This is a genomic window from Rhizobium sp. 01N48 (genome assembly GCF_056399145.1).
This window is the reverse complement of record NZ_JBFTQT010000009.1, coordinates 37,785-54,816: the sequence shown is the minus strand read 5'-3', so window position 1 is coordinate 54,816 and position 17,032 is coordinate 37,785. Positions and strand designations below refer to the sequence as shown.

Below are 17,032 nucleotides of genomic sequence, written 5' to 3'. Positions count from 1 at the left end.
AGCCGGCGATCGAACTCCGCGATGGATAAGAAAAGAGCCGCTCTGAAAGCGGCTATATCAGGCCAGCCACCGATGCGGCGAACAGTGCGCCATCTACAGCCATCCCCATCGCCATCAGCGGACATGTCGCTGGAAGACGGGGTGGAGCTGGTACTGGAAGGGTCACTGTCAGGCATGCTTCAATTTTGAAGGGTAAAGTGACCAAGCGCAAGAGGGCAGCGTCTGAAATTGTTGCCCAAGATTGTCGAGATGCACGTCCGATCACAGTGTCTGTGCTCGTCTTCAGCGGGCCTTTAGAGCGCTTCCACCGCATTCTTAGGGATTTGCGAAAGGGAAACTTCATCTATCGGTAGTTACAAAATCCGTAAGATATCGTGCGAGGATTGCAATGGTCAGACGTTATCAGCCCTCCCTAAAGAAAGCCTCCGCGATCGTGTCGCTGGCCGGCGTTGCCCTGGCAGGCCTTGCCGATGCCTCGGCCCAAACGCCGCCACCGCCGCCATCAGTGCCGCCCAGCGTGCTTGTCGAAAGCATTCGCGACTATCGCGAGGCCTATCTCGCACAGGTCTTCTCCGTGTTTCGTATCTATAGCGGCCCGGACCAGATTCTGACGGCAGAGGATATCGAACGGGCGCGCAACATTGCGGCGGCGGCCGCGCGCGCAAACGTCATGCAGGAGTTTTTTGCCGCCGACCTCAACGACGACGGCCGCGTCACGCATGAGGAATTGGCGGCGGTCAATCGGAAACGGCCGGGAGTGTCACCGTTCGAGGTCGTGGGCGCCCATGATGACGGTGTGATCACCCTCGAGGAGGCGAACGCGGCCGCAAGGGCCGGCCCTGCCCAGGCACGGGACTACGGCGTCGGCGCGATGCTGATCCGCCTGCTTGATCTTGACCCAAACAAGGATGGGAAGCTGACGGCCGACGAGCTGGAAGCGCAGGCCCGCGCCGCCTTTGCTCTCTACGATAAAGATGGCGACGGCACGCTGTCGGCAACCGAAATGCGGGCGCTGACGACCGCCAGGACCGCCGGCATGCGCGAGCGCGCGGCCGAAGAGCAGATGGCGTCATGCAAACTTCCGGCTGCCGGCGCTGCCGATACCATTTTCCATGTTCGAAGCTACGAGGCCGGCGCCCTTTCCGATGTCACGGTTGCCGGGCAGGACGGCGTGACCGAAACCAGCGAGCTCAACATCGAAGCGGGCGATACGCCGCTTTACATCGTCGCATCCTCCTACACCGCTATGATCTGGCGTGTGACAGGCCATGTCGAGCGCGTCAGCCGCATCGTCGTCTCTTCGCCCGCCGGCGCCGGTGCCGTCGGCCTGCCGAAAGAGAAAGTGACGGCCATCAGCTCGCCGGGCTGCCTGCGCTATCAGTCGGCAGCCGTCGCGTCGGGAAGCCAGCAGTTGGCTGCGCTGGGAAAGGCGCTCGGCAAGCCGGTGGACGCGATCATCGATGCCTATACGCTGCCGAAGGCGATGATTCCGTCGGATGGCGTCGCGCCGCGCGATCTGAAGCCCGGGCGAAAAGCCGCGTTGCGCTCGACCGTCGCGTTTTCGGCGGGAGGCTTGAAGAATGTCGATGCCGCCACCTATCGCTCCTTCATGCGCTTCAATCCCTCCGGCCTGATCAGGATCGATCCCGCCGATGTGGTCTCCAACGGCAAGGCGCAGCGCTATGACGTTCTGCCGCAGGAGGCGGGATTGCTGCAATTGCTGATGAGCGGATCGCTGCAGACGCCGCGGCCAGGGCTCTATACGATCGACAAGCCGATCGCCCGCTTCCCCGCAGGGCTCGCTGGTGCGCATCAGGTCCGGTTCGTTCTTGCTGAAGGGGTTCCGCGTCCGGCCGGCAATCCCGGACATTCGACGCTTGTCCGGGCCGATGGCTCGGTGTTCACGCCCGAGGAGCTGCGGCTTCCGGAGTTCATAAGAGAGTGACGGCCCGGGCTTGACCCGCGCCGTCTTGGCCTGATCAGGCCGCCAGGATGCGCGTGCTGTCGCTGTTGGCGACGACGGTCAACAGGTCGCGGGTGCGCGATTCGGCGGCTTCGAAGAAGTCTGCCATGTCGCTGTCGATCGTTGCCGAAAACCGTGCGGTTTCAGGGCCACGGTTGGAGTAGCCATGCGCCTGATCGGCCTCGATGCGGACGATATCGCCGGCGGTGGCTTCGAATTCTTCCAGTCCCTGGTCCGTCATCCGACGGATGATCAGACAGCCTTCGATGATGCGCAGGATCTCGGGGCTTTCGTGGCGATGAAGCGGCGTACGGCCGCCCGCGGGCACCGTGACGTCGAAGATGTTCAGCCAGGTTCCTTCAAGCCGCGTGTGCCGCTCGAGCTGGCCTTCCGGCGCAAAGCCGGCCTGTGCGCCCTCGGGCGCATGGGTGTTCACAAATGAGTTGGACATGATGTCTCGCTTTTCTTTTTCTTAGCGGCGAGCGCGATAGACCTTTAGCCGGAGAATGGCAACCCGCTAAAATGCAAGGCTCCGATGCACAGATCGGAACCCACGAAATCAGCGGGTTTTCAGGCGATTGATCACCGCATCGTGTTTGGCCGTTATTGGTTCGCCAGGATGCGTTTCGCGATTTCGTCGAGCGCCACCGCATTTTCCTTGATGATCGACGCGGCGATTGCCTTCAGCGCCTTGATGTTTTCCGGCGATGCGTCGTCCAGCGCATCATTCTCCTTGGCGCTCAGCTGCCGGTCGAGACGGAAATAGCTGAGTGAGGCGGCGTTCTCCTTCGTCACGACGGTCGAGTAGTTGATCTTGGTGCCGGGCGGATTGAGCAGCGCATTCGCCTGATAGGAGGCGGTGCTGGCCTGACCCTGCATCAGGATCGAGATCAGCGGCGTGTCATGAGACGGCTGCATCCAGCCGAGAATGCCCCAGCCCTTGGCCTCTTGATAGGCGAAGGGTCGATTCTGCTGGCCGGTGCCGAGCGACAGGAAGACGAACTCGTCATTGCCCCAGTTCTGCTTGCGCGCCTCCACATAGGCCGCAAGGATAGGATCGTTGGCGAAGACGCCGCCGTCGATCAAGGGCACGAAGCGCTTGTCCTTGTTCTTCTCGCCAATTCTTTCGATCAGCGCCGGCGGAAAATAGGTGGGCGCCGCCGATGTCGCCCGCGCCGCTTCCCAGTAGCGGAAATTGCTGTTCTCCTTGTCGGTGTTTGCCATGAACAGTGCTTGCCGCTGCTTTATGTCGTAGGCTGTGATCAGCACCTTGGAGAGCCCGTTGTCGAGCGTCGCCATGCCGAGCTTCTTCTGCAGTCGGTCTTCAAGCGCGTCGGGCTTGTAGCGCGGATCATTGATGCCGAAGGGGTTGATGAGCCCGAGCACCGGGTTCTGCTTGAATATCTCGTCGCCCTCATCGGCATAGAGCTCCAGCAGATCTGCCGGCGTGCATGCGGCCTTGTGCGACCCATCCGGATGCGGGCAGGTCAGCCCCGCCGCGATGATGCCGCCGGTGGATGTGCCGGCGATCATGTCGAACGCCTTATAAAGCGGCAGCCCATTCAGCCGCGCGGCGAGATCCACCAGGATGGCCGCCGGGATGATCCCGCGAATGCCGCCACCATCGATCGAAAGAATAAAACGCTTTGCCATGCTCCCCTCCATGCCGGTTCATCCGGTTGAGGGAAGTATGTGGCTTAAACTAAAGACTGCAACAAACTGAAACGCTCGCGCTGATTGAGGGCGGTTGTACGCATGTACCTCACCGCACCCATGAGTTTCGCTGATACACCCATCGCCGCCGCTCAAGGCACGCGCATGAATATTGCAGCCGACAGTGGTCGCGCATGCCGTTTCTTGCTTAGCCTCCGCCGCGACATATTTCTCCTTGACCCCGTCCGCGCGCGGGGTTTTGTCTCCCTGCAATTGATTGAAGGAGAAACGCATGGCCGTCGATACATCGCCCCGTTCCAACACCTGGACCTATGTCGAGGGAGAGTGGCTGACCGGCAACCCGCCGCTGATCGGGCCGACTTCGCATGCCATGTGGCTGGCCTCCACCGTCTTCGACGGCGCCCGCTGGTTCGATGGCATCGCGCCGGATCTCGACCTGCATTGCCAGCGCATCAACCGCTCCGCCGTCAACATGGGCCTGAAGCCGGTGAAGACCGCCGAAGAGATCGAGGCGCTCGCCTGGGAAGGCATCAAGAAGTTCGACGGCAAGACGCCGATCTATATCAAGCCGATGTACTGGGGCGAGCATGGCTCTGCCGGCAGCGTCGTCACCGTCGATGGCGACAGCACGCGCTTCGCGCTCTGCCTTTTCGAAGCCCCGCTCGGCAATAACAAGCCGAACTCGCTCACCGTCTCGCCCTTCCGCCGTCCGTCGCCTGAAACCGCGATGACCGACGCCAAGGCCGGCTCGCTCTATCCGAACAGCGGCCGCGCGATCGCGGAAGCGAGAAGCCGCGGCTTCGACAATGCACTGATGCGCGACATGAACGGCAATGTCGCAGAGACCGCGTCCTCCAACGTGTTCCTCGTCAAGGACGGCGTCGTCAAGACCCCTGTCGCCAACCGCACCTTCCTCGCCGGCATCACCCGCGCGCGCGTCATCGGCCTTTTGCGCCAGGCCGGCTTCGAGGTTCGCGAGGAGACGCTTTCGGTCGACGACTTCATGGCGGCCGACGAGATCTTCACCTCCGGCAACTACTCCAAGGTCGTCGGCGTCAACCGCCTCGACGGCCGCGAACTGCAGGAAGGCCCGGTCACCCGCAAGGCGCTCGAAATCTACATGAACTGGGCATTTGGTCGCAGCGCAAGCGACAGCTGATTGGGTGTAGAGGTGGCCGCGAGTGTGGCCCCCCTCATCCCCGGCGCAACTTGTTGTGCCTGACCTGCCGGCACCTTCTCCCCGTCGGGGAGAAGGGGAGATGCCGCAACGTCGCCAATCCTCCTCTCCCCTCGGGGAGAGGGTGGCCGAGCGTAGCGGAGGCCGGGTGAGGGGGCCACACGCACTACGTTGAAAGTCGTCATCACTCCCACTCCAGCCTGGTCCCCCGCATCATGATCGTGCGCCCCCGCCCAACCCTCTTTCGCCTCTTCTTCATCCTCCGCGGCTCGATCATCAAGCGTGTCCTGCCGCAGATCATCCTCACCGCCGTGCTCTCCTCGCTGGTGGTGCTCTGTCACACCCTGTGGCCGGGCGTCCTGCCGGTCTTCAACGGCGCCCCCTTCGCGCTGCTCGGTATCGCGCTGTCGATCTTCCTTGGTTTCCGCAACAACGCCTGCTACGACCGCTGGTGGGAAGCGCGCCGGCAATGGGGCGTCATCGTCTTCTCCGCCCGCCATTTCGCCCGCCAGACCCTGATTCTCGAAACGATGTCTGGCGAAGCCGGCAAAGACGCCCGCAAACGCGTGCTGACACTCGTCATCGCCTTCGTTCAGTCGCTCGTCCCGCACCTGCGCACCGGCATCTCCCGCCACAAGGTCGAACGCCTGCTGCCTGACGATATCAACGCCCACTACGTCGCCAGCCGCAACCCGCCCGAAGCGCTGTCGCTGGAAATCGCCCGCGAACTCGCCGATCTCCGCGCCAAGGGCATGCTGACCGACATCAGCTACCAGATGCTCGACCGCACGCTGGCCGACCTCACGCTCGCCCAGGCCTCCTGCGAGCGCATCCGCTGGACGCCGGTCCCCTTCGGCTACACGCTGCTCCTGCACCGCACGGCCCATCTCTTCTGCCTGATGCTGCCCTTCGGCTTCGACGACGTGCTCGGCTGGTTCATGCCCTTCGGCACCGCACTCGTCGCCTACACCTTCTTCGGCCTCGACGCGCTCGGCGACGAACTGGAGGAGCCCTTCGGCAAGCAACCCAACGCACTCCCCATCGAGGCGATCGCCGACACGGTCGAGATTAATGTGCGCGAGGCGATGGGCGAGAAGGACCTGCCGCCGCTGCCGGTGGCGGTGGATTATTTGTTGATGTAGGGGTGCGGCTTAAGCCGCATCCCCCCCTCGGCCGCACCATCCAAGAATACGCCGCCCCGGCAATGAGCAGCACGCAGGTGCCCAGAAACACCGCCCGCATGCCGATATGCCCGCCGACGAAGCCGCCAAGCAGCGGCCCCGCGACCTGGCCGACATATTGCGAGGAGACCGACCATCCGAGAATGCTGCCGGCCGCGCTGTCGGGGACGCTGTGGCGGATGACGGCGGAGATGCAGGGGAGCAGGCCGCCGAGTGCCACGCCCATCAGGAAACGCAGCACGATCAGCTGCCATGATGAGGTGACGAAAGCCTGCGGGATCAGCAGCAGGCCGGCAATGCCGAGCGCGCCGGCGATGACAGGCCAGTGGCCGATCCTGTCCGCGAGCTTGCCCAGCCGCGAGGCCGAGAGGATGCTGCCGAGTGCCGCCGCCGACATGACGATGCCGGCGATGATGGTGACCCGCGCTGCGTCGTCCACCAGCTGCGCGACATAGACGGTGATGATCGGCTCGATCGACATGTTGGCGAGCATCAACAGCATGCCGGTGAAGAGCATGGCGATGACAGGCCGCTTGTCCGGGATCGAGGCCCAGCCGCCGCTCTGCTTGGCGGCCTTCTTGCGGGCGGGGGATTTCTCCTCCTTGATCAGGAAGAGGGTGGCGAGAAACGCGAGAAAGATCATCGCGCCGGCGGCGAGAAACGTGCCGCGAATGCCGATCAGGGGCGGCAGCACGCCGCCGATCAGCGGCCCGACCAGATTGCCCGCCATGATGCCCGATGCCAGCGTTCCCAGCGCCCAGGCGGAACGGTCCTTCGGCGTCTGCGTCGCCACCAGCACCATCGAGCCGGACGAGTAACCGCCCGCCAGCCCGACGAAGAGCCGCAGCGCCACCAGCTGCCAGACGTTTCCGGCCATGCCCATCAGCGAGATCGCAACGGTCATGCCGAGGCTCGCGCGCACCAGCATCAGCTTGCGCCCATAGATATCGCCGAGCCGTCCCCAGAGCGGCGCCACGAATGCGGCGGCGAAGAAGGTGGCGCCATAGGCGATCCCCGACCACTGCACGATCGCGGCATGGTCGCTGACGCCGAGCTCCTCGACATAGAGCGGCAGGAAGGGAAGAAGCAGCGTCATCGCCACGATGGTCGTGAACGAGCCGACAAGCGAAACCGCCAGATTGCGTTTCCAATGGATCGAGCCTGGTTCGGCTGCGGCTGCATCCGCGGTCTTGTCACTCATGTCAGTGCCTTCTTCATCATCGATCGTCCATGCCGGAGACAAAGGTGGCGCTGATGTCGATCACAGGCCGATCAGACCGGGCGAGGGCCGGGCGGGCAGATAAGGAAAGACAGGAGAGCCTTCCGTTTCCGGTGGCACGCCATTGGTATAGCCCCGCTGCCGACAGGCCATCAAGGACGGATCATGGGCCAATCGGTTCGCTCGACGTCGGATTCCTGCTGATAGGGCTGGCCTTTTGCTTGGGCGACCGCAGTTTCCGAACGAGGAGGATAACCGACATGACGGATCAAACCGACACCAGGCGCGAGAAAACAGTCCGCGCCCTCTACGCCGCCTATATCGATGGCAGCAGGGATATCGTCGCTGCCATGCTGGCCGAGGATTTCACCTTCTCCAGCCCGCGCGACGATCATATCGACCGCGACGCCTATTTCGCGCGCTGCTGGCCGGTGCCGCCGCCCTTCCGCACTATGGAGATCGAGCATCTCGGCCTGTCAGGCGACGAGGCCGTGGTGCGCTACCGCGCCGTCAAAAACGATGGCGGAGCGTTCCGCAATATGGAAACGCTCCGCTTCAGGGGCGACAGGCTTGCCGCCGTCGAGGTCTATTTCGGCCGCGATGCCTGAGGCCTTACGCGACCACCCGCCGCGCCTGTCCGCGCGAGACGAGGAAAGCCTGCGCCAGGCTGCCCGCCGCAAACAGCACCACCCATACCAGCAGGGCCGTCTGCACCGGCGGCGAATCCGGGCCGTTGCCGATCGGGTGCGAGGGCGGCAGGCGCGAGAGGGTCTCGTTGATCCCGGGCACCCAGAGCAGGAAATAGGTGAAGGAGAAGCCGAGGTTCCTGAGATAGGGGATCAGCCGCCCGAGGAAGCCGAGCTTCGGCAGCACGAGACAGATGGCGGAGACGACAAGCACGATGATCGCAAGCGCATGGCCGGGATTGAAGCCGCCGGTGGACGACAGGCCGAAGGCGCTGATGGCGGAAAGCGCAAGCGTTGCGAGGTAGACCTTGCCGACCGTCGTTTCCGGGCGAATGGCCCGATATTTGGCGAAGCTGTAGAGCCCAGCGACGGCGGGGACGATGCTGATGGCGGTGTGGATCTCACCGAGAAGCGAAAGCGGATTGGCCATGTCTGTTTCCTTTTGTGAACCGACTAGTCGGTCGGTCTGTAGGGCAAATGAGGGGCAAAGAAATGCGCATGCACGTCATGTCTGAGATAGTAGCGATTTAGCCGGTCAGCCTCTGCAGCGCCGGCTCTGTAATGCTTGCATAAAGTTCCGCGTCGCCACCGGCGACCCGCGCCGCCAGCATCGCGCCATGCACCGTGGCGACGAGAATGCGGGCGCTGCGCCCAGCATTCTCGGCACTCGTCAGCTCGCCTTTCTTCAGCCCCTCGTCGATGAAGCCGGTGAGCCTTGCGATCAGCTCGTCGAAATGCGCCTTTACCTGCTCGGCGACCTCCGGCGGCAGGCTCGGCAGTTCGGCGGCGAGAAGGGCGGCTATGCAGAAGGGTGCGTTGTTGTCGCGGATGCATTGTTCCCAGAAACCGACATAGCCGGCAAGCCGCCTGTCTGCGCGCGGTTCATGTGCGGCCATCGCCCCCATGCCATCCTCGGTCGCCTGCCTGTAGCGGGCGATCACCGCGACCGCGAGATCGGCCTTGCCGGGAAAATGATGATGGATCGTCGCCTTGCCGACGCCGACCACCGCGGAGATGTCGGCGTAGCTGAAGGCGTTGTAGCCGCGGCTGACGATCAGCGCCTGCGCGGTGTCGAGAATGCGTGTGTATGTATCCGATGCCATGAGCGGATATCTACCGACTAGTTGGTCGGTCGTCAACGGGGCGCACGGAAACGTGACTGCGGGCTGAAGCTGGCATTGCCTTTTTAGGCGAGGGGCAGGGCACGCCGCCGGCGTGGACACGGCACCGTCACGGACGCCACCACTGCCCACTTCCACCCGCCAACGTCAATCCTCGTAAAGCTTCGATTTCTTCGCCCAGTCGCGCCAAGGATGCAGCTCGAAATGCGGCATGTCCCAACCGTCGCGGATATCGCCGTTCATGTCCCAGTCGCCGCCCCAGCGCAGCTTCAGCGGCTTGCCATCGGGGCCTTCCAGGCCAAGCTGCTCCGGCAGCGGCAGGATCACTTCGGAGAGGTGGATGAAGGCCTTCTTGTTCTTCCAGTCGTAAGGCGCCGGAAACAGGTCGAAGGCGATCGCGGGTACATAATTGTGGGCGGACTTGCCGAAATGCACCTTCGAGAACCCCCCATTGAAGGCCCGCTCCTGCGCATCGCGCCCGCGCGTCGAATCGAGCACCTTGAAATCCACCTCACGGATCGCCGCCTGGGCGATCGCCTGCAGATGCGGATGGCATTTCGCAAGGGCGGCAAGCGATGCGCTGCTGAAATGAAACATGACATCCTCCCATGCCGCGCCATCTATGGGCCGGCGTCGGAAGGTTAGCGAAAGAGAGGTTGCGCGTACACAAATCTGGTGCAATCTTTGATTGCGCAAAGAGCGACGGTGTGGCTGAAAACAGGGGGGCGACGCTTCACTCGTCCGGCAGGATCCCCATCCGCTCGGTCTCGAGTTCCGTGCCTAGCTCCACCGCCTTGGTCTTCTTGTCGTAGATGCAGAAGTAGCTGACGAAGCCGTTGGCGCCCTTCGGCTTGCCGGTCACCAGCGCCATGCCGAAATTCTCGCTGCCGAAAGGATCGACCACTGCATGCGGCAGCTCCACCTGCGCGCGCGCCGCCATCTCGCATTTTCCCTGCACCTCGGCGGCGAAGTCCTGCCAGGCGTCGCCCGAGGAGGCCAAGGCGATGCCGCTCGCAGTCAGAAAAGCCGCGGTGAAGACGGCCGCAAAGCCGATCGGATGGAGCATAGGGTGCCCGGTAACGCCAAGCCTCATACTGAGCCCTCGCACATTTTTGGCCCTCGCGCCCAAGCTTGGAAGGCCATGCCATAAAGCACTGTCATCATGATTGATTTGCGCCTTGCATGCCAAGCCCTTAGCGCGGTTAAATTTTCTTCCACAGCGGTCTTTTTTGACATTTCGCAGGTTGCCTCACCAAGCTTGCGCTCCTATGTTCCCGCACACCTGCCGATTACGCAAACTATTGCCAAAAGGAGACGACCATGGCTTTTGAATTGCCTGAACTTCCCTACGATTACGAAGCGCTGCAGCCTTTCATGTCGAAGGAAACCCTGGAGTTCCACCACGACAAGCACCACAAGGCTTATGTCGACAACGGCAACAAGCTTGCGGCGGAAGCCGGTCTCGCCGACCTCTCGCTCGAAGAAGTCGTCAAGAAGTCCTTCGGCACCAATGCCGGCCTCTTCAACAACGCTGCCCAGCACTACAACCACGTCCATTTCTGGAAGTGGATGAAGAAGGGCGGCGGCGGCAACAAGCTGCCTTCCAAGCTCGAAGCGGCCATCAATTCCGATCTCGGCGGCTATGACAAGTTCAAGGCCGATTTCGTCGCTGCCGGCACCACCCAGTTCGGCTCCGGCTGGGCCTGGGTTTCCGTCAAGAACGGCAAGCTCGAAATCTCCAAGACCCCGAACGGCGAAAACCCGCTCGTCCACGGCGCCACCCCGATCCTCGGCGTCGACGTCTGGGAACACTCCTACTACATCGACTACCGCAACGCCCGTCCGAAGTACCTCGAAGCATTCGTCGACAGCCTGATCAACTGGGACTACGTCCTGGAACGCTACGAAGCCGCAACCAAGTAAGCCGGTTTTGAGAGAGTGATGAGAGCACCCGGTGGAGACGCCGGGTGTTTTTGTTTTGTGTCACATCCCTGTCACCCACCCCACCTAATCCGGCACCATGACCCAATCGCTCCCCCTGTTCCGCTTCGGCATCGTCGCCGACCCGCAATATGCCGCCCGCGAGCCGCATGCCGGCATGGATCGTTATTACGAAAACAGCCTCGCCAAGCTGAAAGCCGCGATCGAGATGTTCAACGCGGAGGATCTGAGCTTCGTCATCACGCTGGGCGACATCATCGACCGCGACTTCAAAAGCTTCGATATCATCCTGCCGGTCTATGACGCCCTGAAGCACGACAATCTCTTCCTGCTCGGCAACCACGACTTCGCCGTAGCACCCGAGCACCTGGAAAACGTCGCCGCGCGCCTCGGCATGCCGGCGCCCTATTACAGCCTCGCCAATCACGGCTGGCGCTTCATCATGCTCGATGGCAACGAAGTCAGCACCTTCGCCCCGCCGGAGGGCCATCCCTACCGCGAGATCGCAGCTGAAAAGCTCGCCGAACTCAGGGCCGCCGGCGCCATCAACGCCGAAGCCTGGAACGCCATGATCAGCGACCGCCAGTTCGACTGGCTGAAAAATGAGATCGAAGACGCCGCCGAGCGCGGCGAACGCGTCATCGTCATGAACCACTACCCGGTCTACCCGCCCAACCAGCACGATTGCTGGGACCGCGAACGCATGATCGAATTGCTGACAAAAAGCCCCAACGTCATGGCCTATTTCAACGGCCACAACCATGTCGGCAACTACGGCGCGGTCGACGGCTGCCACTTCGTCAATTTCAAGGGCATGGTCGACACCGAGACCGAAAACACCTTCGCCATCATCGACGTCCACGACGATCGCATCGAGATCCGCGGCTTCGGCCGTGAGGAGAGCAGGGTGCTGGCGCTGAGGGGCTAGACCTAAGCGGTCCCAGCAGCCCCTAAGCCGCCGCCGTCTCCATCGGCGACGCTCTCATCTCGCTCACATCCCGCTTCGGCGGCGTGCCGAACATGCGGGTATATTCGCGGCTGAACTGCGAGGCGCTTTCGTAGCCCACCTGGTAGGCGGCGCTTGCGACGTTGGCGCCGTCGGTGACCATCAGCCGGCGCGCTTCGAGCAGGCGCATGTGCTTCTGGTATTGCAGCGGCGTCATCGAGGTCAGCGTCTTGAAATGCTGGTGGAACGAGGATGGGCTCATGCGCGCCACGGCCGCCAGTTCGTCGATCCTCACGGGCTCGGCGAAATTGTCGCGTAGCCGGTAGATCGCATCGCTCATCCGCCGCGCATGGCTGCCGGGAAGCGCCAGCTTGCAGATCTCGCGGCCGTTCGGCCCGGTCAGCAGCCAATAGCAGATCTCCCGCATGATCGAGCGCGCCAGCACCGGGATGGCCTTTGGCGTCTCCATGAGGTTGAGCAGCCGGCGCACGCAGTCCTGCAGCGCTTCGTCGAAATCCTGCACGAAGACGCAGGCGATGCCGTCGCCGGATGGCTTCGGCGGGTTTTCGAGATCGTCCATCACCTCGCGCATCAGGGCCGGATCGAAATCGATGTTGAGGCCGAGATAGGGTTGTTCGGGGCTCGCCTCGACGATCTGGCCGGAGGCGGGGAGTTCGACCGTGACGATCAGCAGCTGGTTCTCGCCATATTCGAGAACCCGGTCGCCGCTCAAGATCCGCTTGGCGCCCTGCAGCACCACGCAGATGGTCGGCCGGTAGATGCGGTGATGCGGTATCACCGGCTGGCTGACGCGCGAGATCGCCAACCCCGGCACGGGCACCGGCATGGCAAACGACCCATCGCCGCCGCCGACCGCATCGATATAGCGCGCCACCATGTCCTTCAGCGCTTCCGCCATGCTGCTCTCCATCAAAACCACTGGGAGTGATCTTAGATCACTGGCTTCAGGCTGCAAGCTGATTGGAGGAATAGGCAAGAAATTCGAGAGTTCCGGCATTCAGCAAAGAGGGCGTGCGGGCGTAGCATCAGGCCATCGAATGAGCCCCAAGGAGCCTGTCATGTCGAGTGAAAACCAAGAAAATTCAAGGAATAAGATCGCCATCATCACCGGCGGTGGTCGTGGCCTCGGCCGCAACACCGTGATCAGCCTCGCCAGGCGCGGCGTCAATGTCATCCTGACCTACAACACGAATAAGGCAGAAGCCGAAGACGCCGTCGCCGAGATCGAGGCAGCAGGCGCCAAGGCCGTCGCCCTCCAGCTCGACACCGGCAATTCAGCCTCCTTCGACGCCTTCGTCGCAAGCGTCCGCCAGGCGCTCGAAGCCTTCGGAGCCAAGGATTTCGACTATCTCGTCAACAATGCAGGCACCAGCTACCACGCCTCCATCGCCGAAACGACCGAGGAAGCCTTCGACGGCCTCGTCAATGTCCACCTGAAGGGCGTCTTCTTCCTGACCCAGAAGCTTCTGCCGCTGATGGCCGATGGCGGCCGCATCATCAACATCTCAAGCGGCCTTGCCCGCTTCAGCGTTCCCGGAAGCTCGGCCTATGCGGCCATGAAGGGCGCGATCGAGGTCTTCACCCGCTACCTCGCCAAGGAACTCGGCGCCCGCGGCATCACCGCCAACACGGTCGCGCCCGGTGCTGTCATGACCGATTTCAGCGGCGGCATCGTTCGCGACAATCCTGTTGTCAACAAGATGGTCTCCGACATGACGGCGCTCGGCCGCCCCGGCGTCGCCGACGATATCGGCCCGATGATCGCCTCGCTGCTGGCTGACGACAATCGCTGGGTCAACGGCCAGCGCATCGAAGTCTCCGGCGGCGCCGCCCTCTGAGGATGAAAAACGGCCGTCCCCGCGATCCCAGTCGCGGGGACGGTATCAGATGGCCGAAACGGCAGCCGGCGTCTGCGTCCACCCCGAGGTCCAGAGCGTCCGCAAACGGTCGCCTTCGCCCTTGAAGAAGCCTTCGGCCTCCACGCAGCGCTCGACCCGGTCGCTGCGGAAGTTGCGGATCGCCTCGCGCAGTTCGCACCAGGCGACGATGTTCGAGCTCTGCGAGTAATAAATGAGCGCGATCGGCCGGATCGTGCGCTGGCTGTCCCGGCCGAACTCGTCGCGATAATCGAGCGTCAGCTTCCGCTCGTCGCGGATGGCGCCGCGCACCAGCGAGAGGTCCAGCCCCTCCGGCGAGGGCGCGATCGTGCCCCAGGCATAGAGCGCCTTTCCCTCCATGGCCTCTCGCAGCGGTGCCGGCACGGCACCTGAAATCTTCTGGTTCACCCGTTTGGCTGCCTGCTTCAGCGCCGCGTCGCCGGTCCGCTCCACCAGCGCCAGCGACAGCACGATCGCCTCCATCTCCTCGATCGAAAACATCAGCGGCGGCAGGTCGAAGCCGGGCCTCAGAATATAGCCGATGCCGCGTCCGCCCTCGATCGGCACGCGCATCGCCTGCAGCGCCGCGATGTCGCGATAGATCGAGCGAACCGTCACCTCGAGCGCCTCGGCCATGACGGCAGCCGTCACCGGCCGCTTTGCCAGCCGCAGCAGCTGGATGATCTCGAAAAGCCGGGACGCCTTGCGCATATCCTCTCCTCCACTAAACGCTCCTGACACTACACTGTCAGTTGGGCCGTCGTACAGATCACCATATCGAATTGAAATTCAACACTATCCGCAAGCTTTGCATCGCGGATCGACGATGGGCAACTGACATGACCTACAGCGAAAACCTCTGGCTCTATTTCACCCTTCTTTTCGGCATCATCATCGTCCCGGGCATGGACATGCTCTTCGTGCTCGCCAATTCGTTGACCTCTGGCCGGCGCGCCGGAATGGCGGCGACGGCGGGCATCATGGCGGGCGGGGCAGTGCATTCGCTCTATGGCGCGATCGGCGTCGGCCTTTTGGCGACGCTTCTGCCCGCGCTCTTCAATCCGTTGCTCTTCATCGGCGCCGCCTACATGGCCTGGATCGGCTACACGCTGATCGCAAGCTCGATCACGGTCTCATCCGTCGAAGGCGGCGCGAGCGGCTCCGGCTGGCGCGCCTTCCGCCAGGGCGCCATCACCTGCCTCATCAATCCGAAGGCCTATCTCTTCATGCTGGCGGTCTATCCGCAGTTCCTGAAGCCCATCTACGGGCCGATGTGGCTGCAGGGCATCGTCATGGGGCTGATGACCATGGCGACCCAGGCGGCGATCTACGGCACCGTGGCCGTCACCGCCTCGCGCAGCCGCACGCTGCTGATCTCCAACCCCAGCGCCACCATCCTCGTCGGCCGCATCGCCGGTGGCCTTTTGGTGGCGATCGCGATCCTTACCGCCTGGCACGGCTGGCGGGCGCCGGCGTGAAAAGCGAGAAAGCCGCAAATTCCTGAATTTATTACGCTCTCACCCACTTGTTACTTTTTAGCTGAGATTAATTTGCCATCATGCCCGCGTAAAACGAAGCGCCGGGCTTCGAAAATCTCGGTATCGAAGAGGAGTGGAGATATGAGAGTAAAAGCAATCGTCGCGGCCGTTCTGGTCGCCGGCATGGGGGTCACGTCGGTGTTGGCGGCCGGAGAGGGCACGCATGACGCACGCGTTGCCATGATGAAGAAGATCGGCGGCGCCACCGGTGCGCTCTCGGGCATCGCCAAGGGCGACAAGCCCTACGACGCCGAAGCCGTGAAGGCGGCGCTGACCACGATCTCGGAAACCGCCAAGGCCTTCCCGGATCAGTTCGGACCAGGCACGGAAAACGCATCCGCCGATTCTGAGGCGAGCCCGAAGATCTGGGAAAACATGGATGACTTCAAGGCCCGCTCGGCAAAGCTCGGCACGGATGCCGACACGCTGCTCGCCCAGCTTCCCGCAGATGCCGCAGGCGTCGGCGCCGGCCTGAAGACGCTTGGCGCCAATTGCGGCGGCTGTCATCAGAACTACCGCGTGAAAAAGGAATAGGTCTCTCCCTTCCGTTCGTCTGGGGTGATCCTCCCTCGGGCGATCCGCATCTACGATCCGCCTGGCCTTGCCCGCCGGGCGGATCGCTTTATGTCCAGTAAGCGTCAAGGACGATGGGAGAGCAGTGCATGTTTCGCAGGTTTATCAGGTTCGTTCTCTGTCTCGTCGGCGTCGCCGTGGTCGGTGGCGCCGTCTTCTACCTGGTAACCGCACCCAACCCGCTGCCGGAGAGCCATTGGGCAAACCTCGGCGCGCCCGATGTCAAGAACGGTGAAATGGTCTTTTGGGCCGGTGGCTGCGTCAGCTGTCACGCGGCGCCGGGGGCTGAAGGCGATGCAAAGCTGACGCTGTCTGGCGGGCTGGCGCTGAAGAGCCCCTTCGGCACCTTCCATGTCCCCAACATCTCGCCTGACGAGCAGGCCGGCATCGGCAACTGGACGCTCGCGCAATTCGGCAATGCCATGAAGCGCGGCGTGGCGCCCAATGGCGCGCATCTCTACCCGTCCTTCCCCTATGCCTCCTACACGCGGATGACCGACAAGGACGTCAATGACCTCTACGCCTACATGAAGACCCTGCCGAAGAGCAGCAACGTCGCGCCGCCGCATGAGCTGCCATTCCCGTTCAACATCCGGCTGGCGCTCGGCGGCTGGAAGTTCCTCTATTTCAACGACAGTCCGCGCGTCGTGCTCGCCAATGCCGACGAGAAGGTCAGGCGCGGCCAGTATCTGGTCGAGGGCCTCGGCCATTGCGGCGAATGTCACACCCCGCGCGATGCGCTGGGTGGCCTGAGGCCCGATCTGTGGCTCGCCGGCGCTCCCAATCCCGAAGGTGAGGGCACCATCCCCAACATCACGCCGGGCTCAAAAGCCATCGGCGAATGGAGCGAGGCCGACATCGCCAATTACCTCGAAACCGGCTTCACGCCCGATTTCGATTCGGCCGGCGGATCGATGACCGAGGTGCAGCAGAACGTCGCTCACCTACCCAAGGCTGATCTTGAGGCGATTGCCGCCTACCTGAAGGCGGTGCCTGGTCATTAAGGGTATAAATACCCCAAAATTGCCGCATTGCAGCATTTATTAGCAATTTCGACTGAATGCCCCGCAGTGGCACATGCCGCTGCCCAATGACGATCCTCAAACGTCTTGCGA

At 62.8% G+C, this 17,032-nt stretch carries 19 protein-coding genes; 10 read left to right on the top strand and 9 right to left on the bottom strand.

The genetic code is table 11. The annotated features are described in order from the left end of the window. Positions 1-388: 388 nt before the first annotated feature. Positions 389-1,945: an EF-hand domain-containing protein gene (locus AC1DOG_RS17595; RefSeq protein ID WP_477929803.1), complete on the top strand. Its 1,557-nt coding sequence runs from the start codon at positions 389-391 to the stop codon at positions 1,943-1,945. Between the two features lie 34 nt (positions 1,946-1,979). Here AC1DOG_RS17595 and AC1DOG_RS17590 read toward each other — a convergent pair whose 3' ends face one another. Together AC1DOG_RS17590 and AC1DOG_RS17585 are read right to left on the bottom strand one after the other, a co-directional pair. Continuing rightward, complete coding sequence (locus AC1DOG_RS17590) at positions 1,980-2,414, bottom strand: cupin domain-containing protein (RefSeq protein ID WP_477929801.1); 435 nt, start codon at positions 2,412-2,414, stop codon at positions 1,980-1,982. Positions 2,415-2,566: 152 nt separating this feature from the next. Then, a complete protein-coding gene (locus tag AC1DOG_RS17585) occupies positions 2,567-3,616 on the bottom strand; it encodes a patatin-like phospholipase family protein (protein WP_477929799.1) in 1,050 nt (349 codons plus the stop codon). A 292-nt stretch (positions 3,617-3,908) separates the two neighbouring features. Between AC1DOG_RS17585 and AC1DOG_RS17580 the strand changes: the two genes are divergently transcribed. Both AC1DOG_RS17580 and AC1DOG_RS17575 read left to right on the top strand, forming a co-directional pair. After that, positions 3,909-4,796, top strand: a complete 888-nt coding sequence (locus AC1DOG_RS17580; RefSeq protein WP_112979789.1) for a branched-chain amino acid aminotransferase — start codon at positions 3,909-3,911, stop codon at positions 4,794-4,796. Positions 4,797-5,029: 233 nt separating this feature from the next. Next, positions 5,030-5,956: a bestrophin family protein gene (locus AC1DOG_RS17575; protein ID WP_477929797.1), complete on the top strand. Its 927-nt coding sequence runs from the start codon at positions 5,030-5,032 to the stop codon at positions 5,954-5,956. Here AC1DOG_RS17575 and AC1DOG_RS17570 read toward each other — a convergent pair. Beyond that, a complete protein-coding gene (locus AC1DOG_RS17570; RefSeq protein WP_477929795.1) occupies positions 5,883-7,196 on the bottom strand; it encodes a multidrug efflux MFS transporter in 1,314 nt (437 codons plus the stop codon). The genes AC1DOG_RS17575 and AC1DOG_RS17570 overlap by 74 nt on opposite strands. 278 nt (positions 7,197-7,474) lie before the next feature. On the opposite strand from AC1DOG_RS17570, the gene AC1DOG_RS17565 reads away from it, so the two are divergent. Continuing rightward, positions 7,475-7,822: a nuclear transport factor 2 family protein gene (locus tag AC1DOG_RS17565; protein ID WP_477929793.1), complete on the top strand. Its 348-nt coding sequence runs from the start codon at positions 7,475-7,477 to the stop codon at positions 7,820-7,822. Positions 7,823-7,826: 4 nt separating this feature from the next. Here AC1DOG_RS17565 and AC1DOG_RS17560 read toward each other — a convergent pair whose 3' ends face one another. The 4 genes from AC1DOG_RS17560 to AC1DOG_RS17545 form a co-directional block, all read right to left on the bottom strand. Continuing rightward, positions 7,827-8,330, bottom strand: coding sequence for a hypothetical protein (locus tag AC1DOG_RS17560; protein WP_477929791.1), 504 nt, complete (start codon positions 8,328-8,330; stop codon positions 7,827-7,829). Between the two features lie 97 nt (positions 8,331-8,427). After that, positions 8,428-9,003, bottom strand: a complete 576-nt coding sequence (locus AC1DOG_RS17555) for a TetR/AcrR family transcriptional regulator (protein WP_477929789.1) — start codon at positions 9,001-9,003, stop codon at positions 8,428-8,430. A 165-nt stretch (positions 9,004-9,168) separates the two neighbouring features. Continuing rightward, entirely contained in the window at positions 9,169-9,618 is a 450-nt protein-coding gene (locus AC1DOG_RS17550) for a M15 family metallopeptidase domain-containing protein (protein WP_477929787.1), read from the bottom strand. A gap of 136 nt (positions 9,619-9,754) precedes the next feature. Continuing rightward, positions 9,755-10,087: a hypothetical protein gene (locus tag AC1DOG_RS17545; RefSeq protein WP_477929785.1), complete on the bottom strand. Its 333-nt coding sequence runs from the start codon at positions 10,085-10,087 to the stop codon at positions 9,755-9,757. 254 nt (positions 10,088-10,341) lie between these two features. On the opposite strand from AC1DOG_RS17545, the gene AC1DOG_RS17540 reads away from it, so the two are divergent. Together AC1DOG_RS17540 and AC1DOG_RS17535 are read left to right on the top strand one after the other, a co-directional pair. Beyond that, entirely contained in the window at positions 10,342-10,944 is a 603-nt protein-coding gene (locus AC1DOG_RS17540) for a superoxide dismutase (protein WP_037180608.1), read from the top strand. Positions 10,945-11,041: 97 nt separating this feature from the next. Next, a complete protein-coding gene (locus AC1DOG_RS17535) occupies positions 11,042-11,890 on the top strand; it encodes a metallophosphoesterase (protein ID WP_477929783.1) in 849 nt (282 codons plus the stop codon). A 22-nt stretch (positions 11,891-11,912) separates the two neighbouring features. Here the strand turns inward: AC1DOG_RS17535 and AC1DOG_RS17530 are convergent, their stop codons facing one another. Continuing rightward, positions 11,913-12,827 (bottom strand): AraC family transcriptional regulator, encoded by a 915-nt coding sequence (locus AC1DOG_RS17530; protein ID WP_477929781.1) that lies wholly within the window; start codon positions 12,825-12,827, stop codon positions 11,913-11,915. 160 nt (positions 12,828-12,987) lie between these two features. Between AC1DOG_RS17530 and AC1DOG_RS17525 the strand changes: the two genes are divergently transcribed. Continuing rightward, positions 12,988-13,767, top strand: coding sequence for an SDR family NAD(P)-dependent oxidoreductase (locus AC1DOG_RS17525; RefSeq protein ID WP_477929779.1), 780 nt, complete (start codon positions 12,988-12,990; stop codon positions 13,765-13,767). 45 nt (positions 13,768-13,812) lie between these two features. Here AC1DOG_RS17525 and AC1DOG_RS17520 read toward each other — a convergent pair whose 3' ends face one another. Continuing rightward, positions 13,813-14,517 (bottom strand): helix-turn-helix transcriptional regulator, encoded by a 705-nt coding sequence (locus AC1DOG_RS17520; protein WP_477929777.1) that lies wholly within the window; start codon positions 14,515-14,517, stop codon positions 13,813-13,815. Between the two features lie 128 nt (positions 14,518-14,645). Here AC1DOG_RS17520 and AC1DOG_RS17515 point away from each other — a divergent pair, with 128 nt between their 5' ends. The 3 genes from AC1DOG_RS17515 (at position 14,646) to AC1DOG_RS17505 (ending at position 16,921) form a co-directional block, all read left to right on the top strand. Beyond that, positions 14,646-15,284 carry a LysE family translocator gene (locus AC1DOG_RS17515; RefSeq protein WP_477929775.1) on the top strand — a complete coding sequence of 213 codons (639 nt, stop codon included), beginning with the start codon at positions 14,646-14,648 and terminating at the stop codon, positions 15,282-15,284. Positions 15,285-15,425: 141 nt separating this feature from the next. Continuing rightward, the gene (locus AC1DOG_RS17510; protein WP_113196726.1) at positions 15,426-15,878 is read left to right on the top strand and encodes a c-type cytochrome; all 453 of its coding nucleotides are present in this window, start codon (positions 15,426-15,428) and stop codon (positions 15,876-15,878) included. Between the two features lie 128 nt (positions 15,879-16,006). After that, positions 16,007-16,921, top strand: a complete 915-nt coding sequence (locus AC1DOG_RS17505) for a cytochrome c (protein WP_477929773.1) — start codon at positions 16,007-16,009, stop codon at positions 16,919-16,921. Positions 16,922-17,032 lie beyond the last annotated feature (111 nt).

What these genes read in the sequence shown, in the direction of transcription:
- AC1DOG_RS17595 (WP_477929803.1), top strand. Translation starts at nt 389, where the DNA reads ATGGTCAGACGTTATCAGCCCTCCCTAAAGAAAGCCTCCGCGATCGTG.
- AC1DOG_RS17590 (WP_477929801.1), bottom strand. Translation starts at nt 2,414, where the DNA reads ATGTCCAACTCATTTGTGAACACCCATGCGCCCGAGGGCGCACAGGCC.
- AC1DOG_RS17585 (WP_477929799.1), bottom strand. Translation starts at nt 3,616, where the DNA reads ATGGCAAAGCGTTTTATTCTTTCGATCGATGGTGGCGGCATTCGCGGG.
- AC1DOG_RS17580 (WP_112979789.1), top strand. Translation starts at nt 3,909, where the DNA reads ATGGCCGTCGATACATCGCCCCGTTCCAACACCTGGACCTATGTCGAG.
- AC1DOG_RS17575 (WP_477929797.1), top strand. Translation starts at nt 5,030, where the DNA reads ATGATCGTGCGCCCCCGCCCAACCCTCTTTCGCCTCTTCTTCATCCTC.
- AC1DOG_RS17570 (WP_477929795.1), bottom strand. Translation starts at nt 7,196, where the DNA reads ATGAGTGACAAGACCGCGGATGCAGCCGCAGCCGAACCAGGCTCGATC.
- AC1DOG_RS17565 (WP_477929793.1), top strand. Translation starts at nt 7,475, where the DNA reads ATGACGGATCAAACCGACACCAGGCGCGAGAAAACAGTCCGCGCCCTC.
- AC1DOG_RS17560 (WP_477929791.1), bottom strand. Translation starts at nt 8,330, where the DNA reads ATGGCCAATCCGCTTTCGCTTCTCGGTGAGATCCACACCGCCATCAGC.
- AC1DOG_RS17555 (WP_477929789.1), bottom strand. Translation starts at nt 9,003, where the DNA reads ATGGCATCGGATACATACACACGCATTCTCGACACCGCGCAGGCGCTG.
- AC1DOG_RS17550 (WP_477929787.1), bottom strand. Translation starts at nt 9,618, where the DNA reads ATGTTTCATTTCAGCAGCGCATCGCTTGCCGCCCTTGCGAAATGCCAT.
- AC1DOG_RS17545 (WP_477929785.1), bottom strand. Translation starts at nt 10,087, where the DNA reads ATGCTCCATCCGATCGGCTTTGCGGCCGTCTTCACCGCGGCTTTTCTG.
- AC1DOG_RS17540 (WP_037180608.1), top strand. Translation starts at nt 10,342, where the DNA reads ATGGCTTTTGAATTGCCTGAACTTCCCTACGATTACGAAGCGCTGCAG.
- AC1DOG_RS17535 (WP_477929783.1), top strand. Translation starts at nt 11,042, where the DNA reads ATGACCCAATCGCTCCCCCTGTTCCGCTTCGGCATCGTCGCCGACCCG.
- AC1DOG_RS17530 (WP_477929781.1), bottom strand. Translation starts at nt 12,827, where the DNA reads ATGGCGGAAGCGCTGAAGGACATGGTGGCGCGCTATATCGATGCGGTC.
- AC1DOG_RS17525 (WP_477929779.1), top strand. Translation starts at nt 12,988, where the DNA reads ATGTCGAGTGAAAACCAAGAAAATTCAAGGAATAAGATCGCCATCATC.
- AC1DOG_RS17520 (WP_477929777.1), bottom strand. Translation starts at nt 14,517, where the DNA reads ATGCGCAAGGCGTCCCGGCTTTTCGAGATCATCCAGCTGCTGCGGCTG.
- AC1DOG_RS17515 (WP_477929775.1), top strand. Translation starts at nt 14,646, where the DNA reads ATGACCTACAGCGAAAACCTCTGGCTCTATTTCACCCTTCTTTTCGGC.
- AC1DOG_RS17510 (WP_113196726.1), top strand. Translation starts at nt 15,426, where the DNA reads ATGAGAGTAAAAGCAATCGTCGCGGCCGTTCTGGTCGCCGGCATGGGG.
- AC1DOG_RS17505 (WP_477929773.1), top strand. Translation starts at nt 16,007, where the DNA reads ATGTTTCGCAGGTTTATCAGGTTCGTTCTCTGTCTCGTCGGCGTCGCC.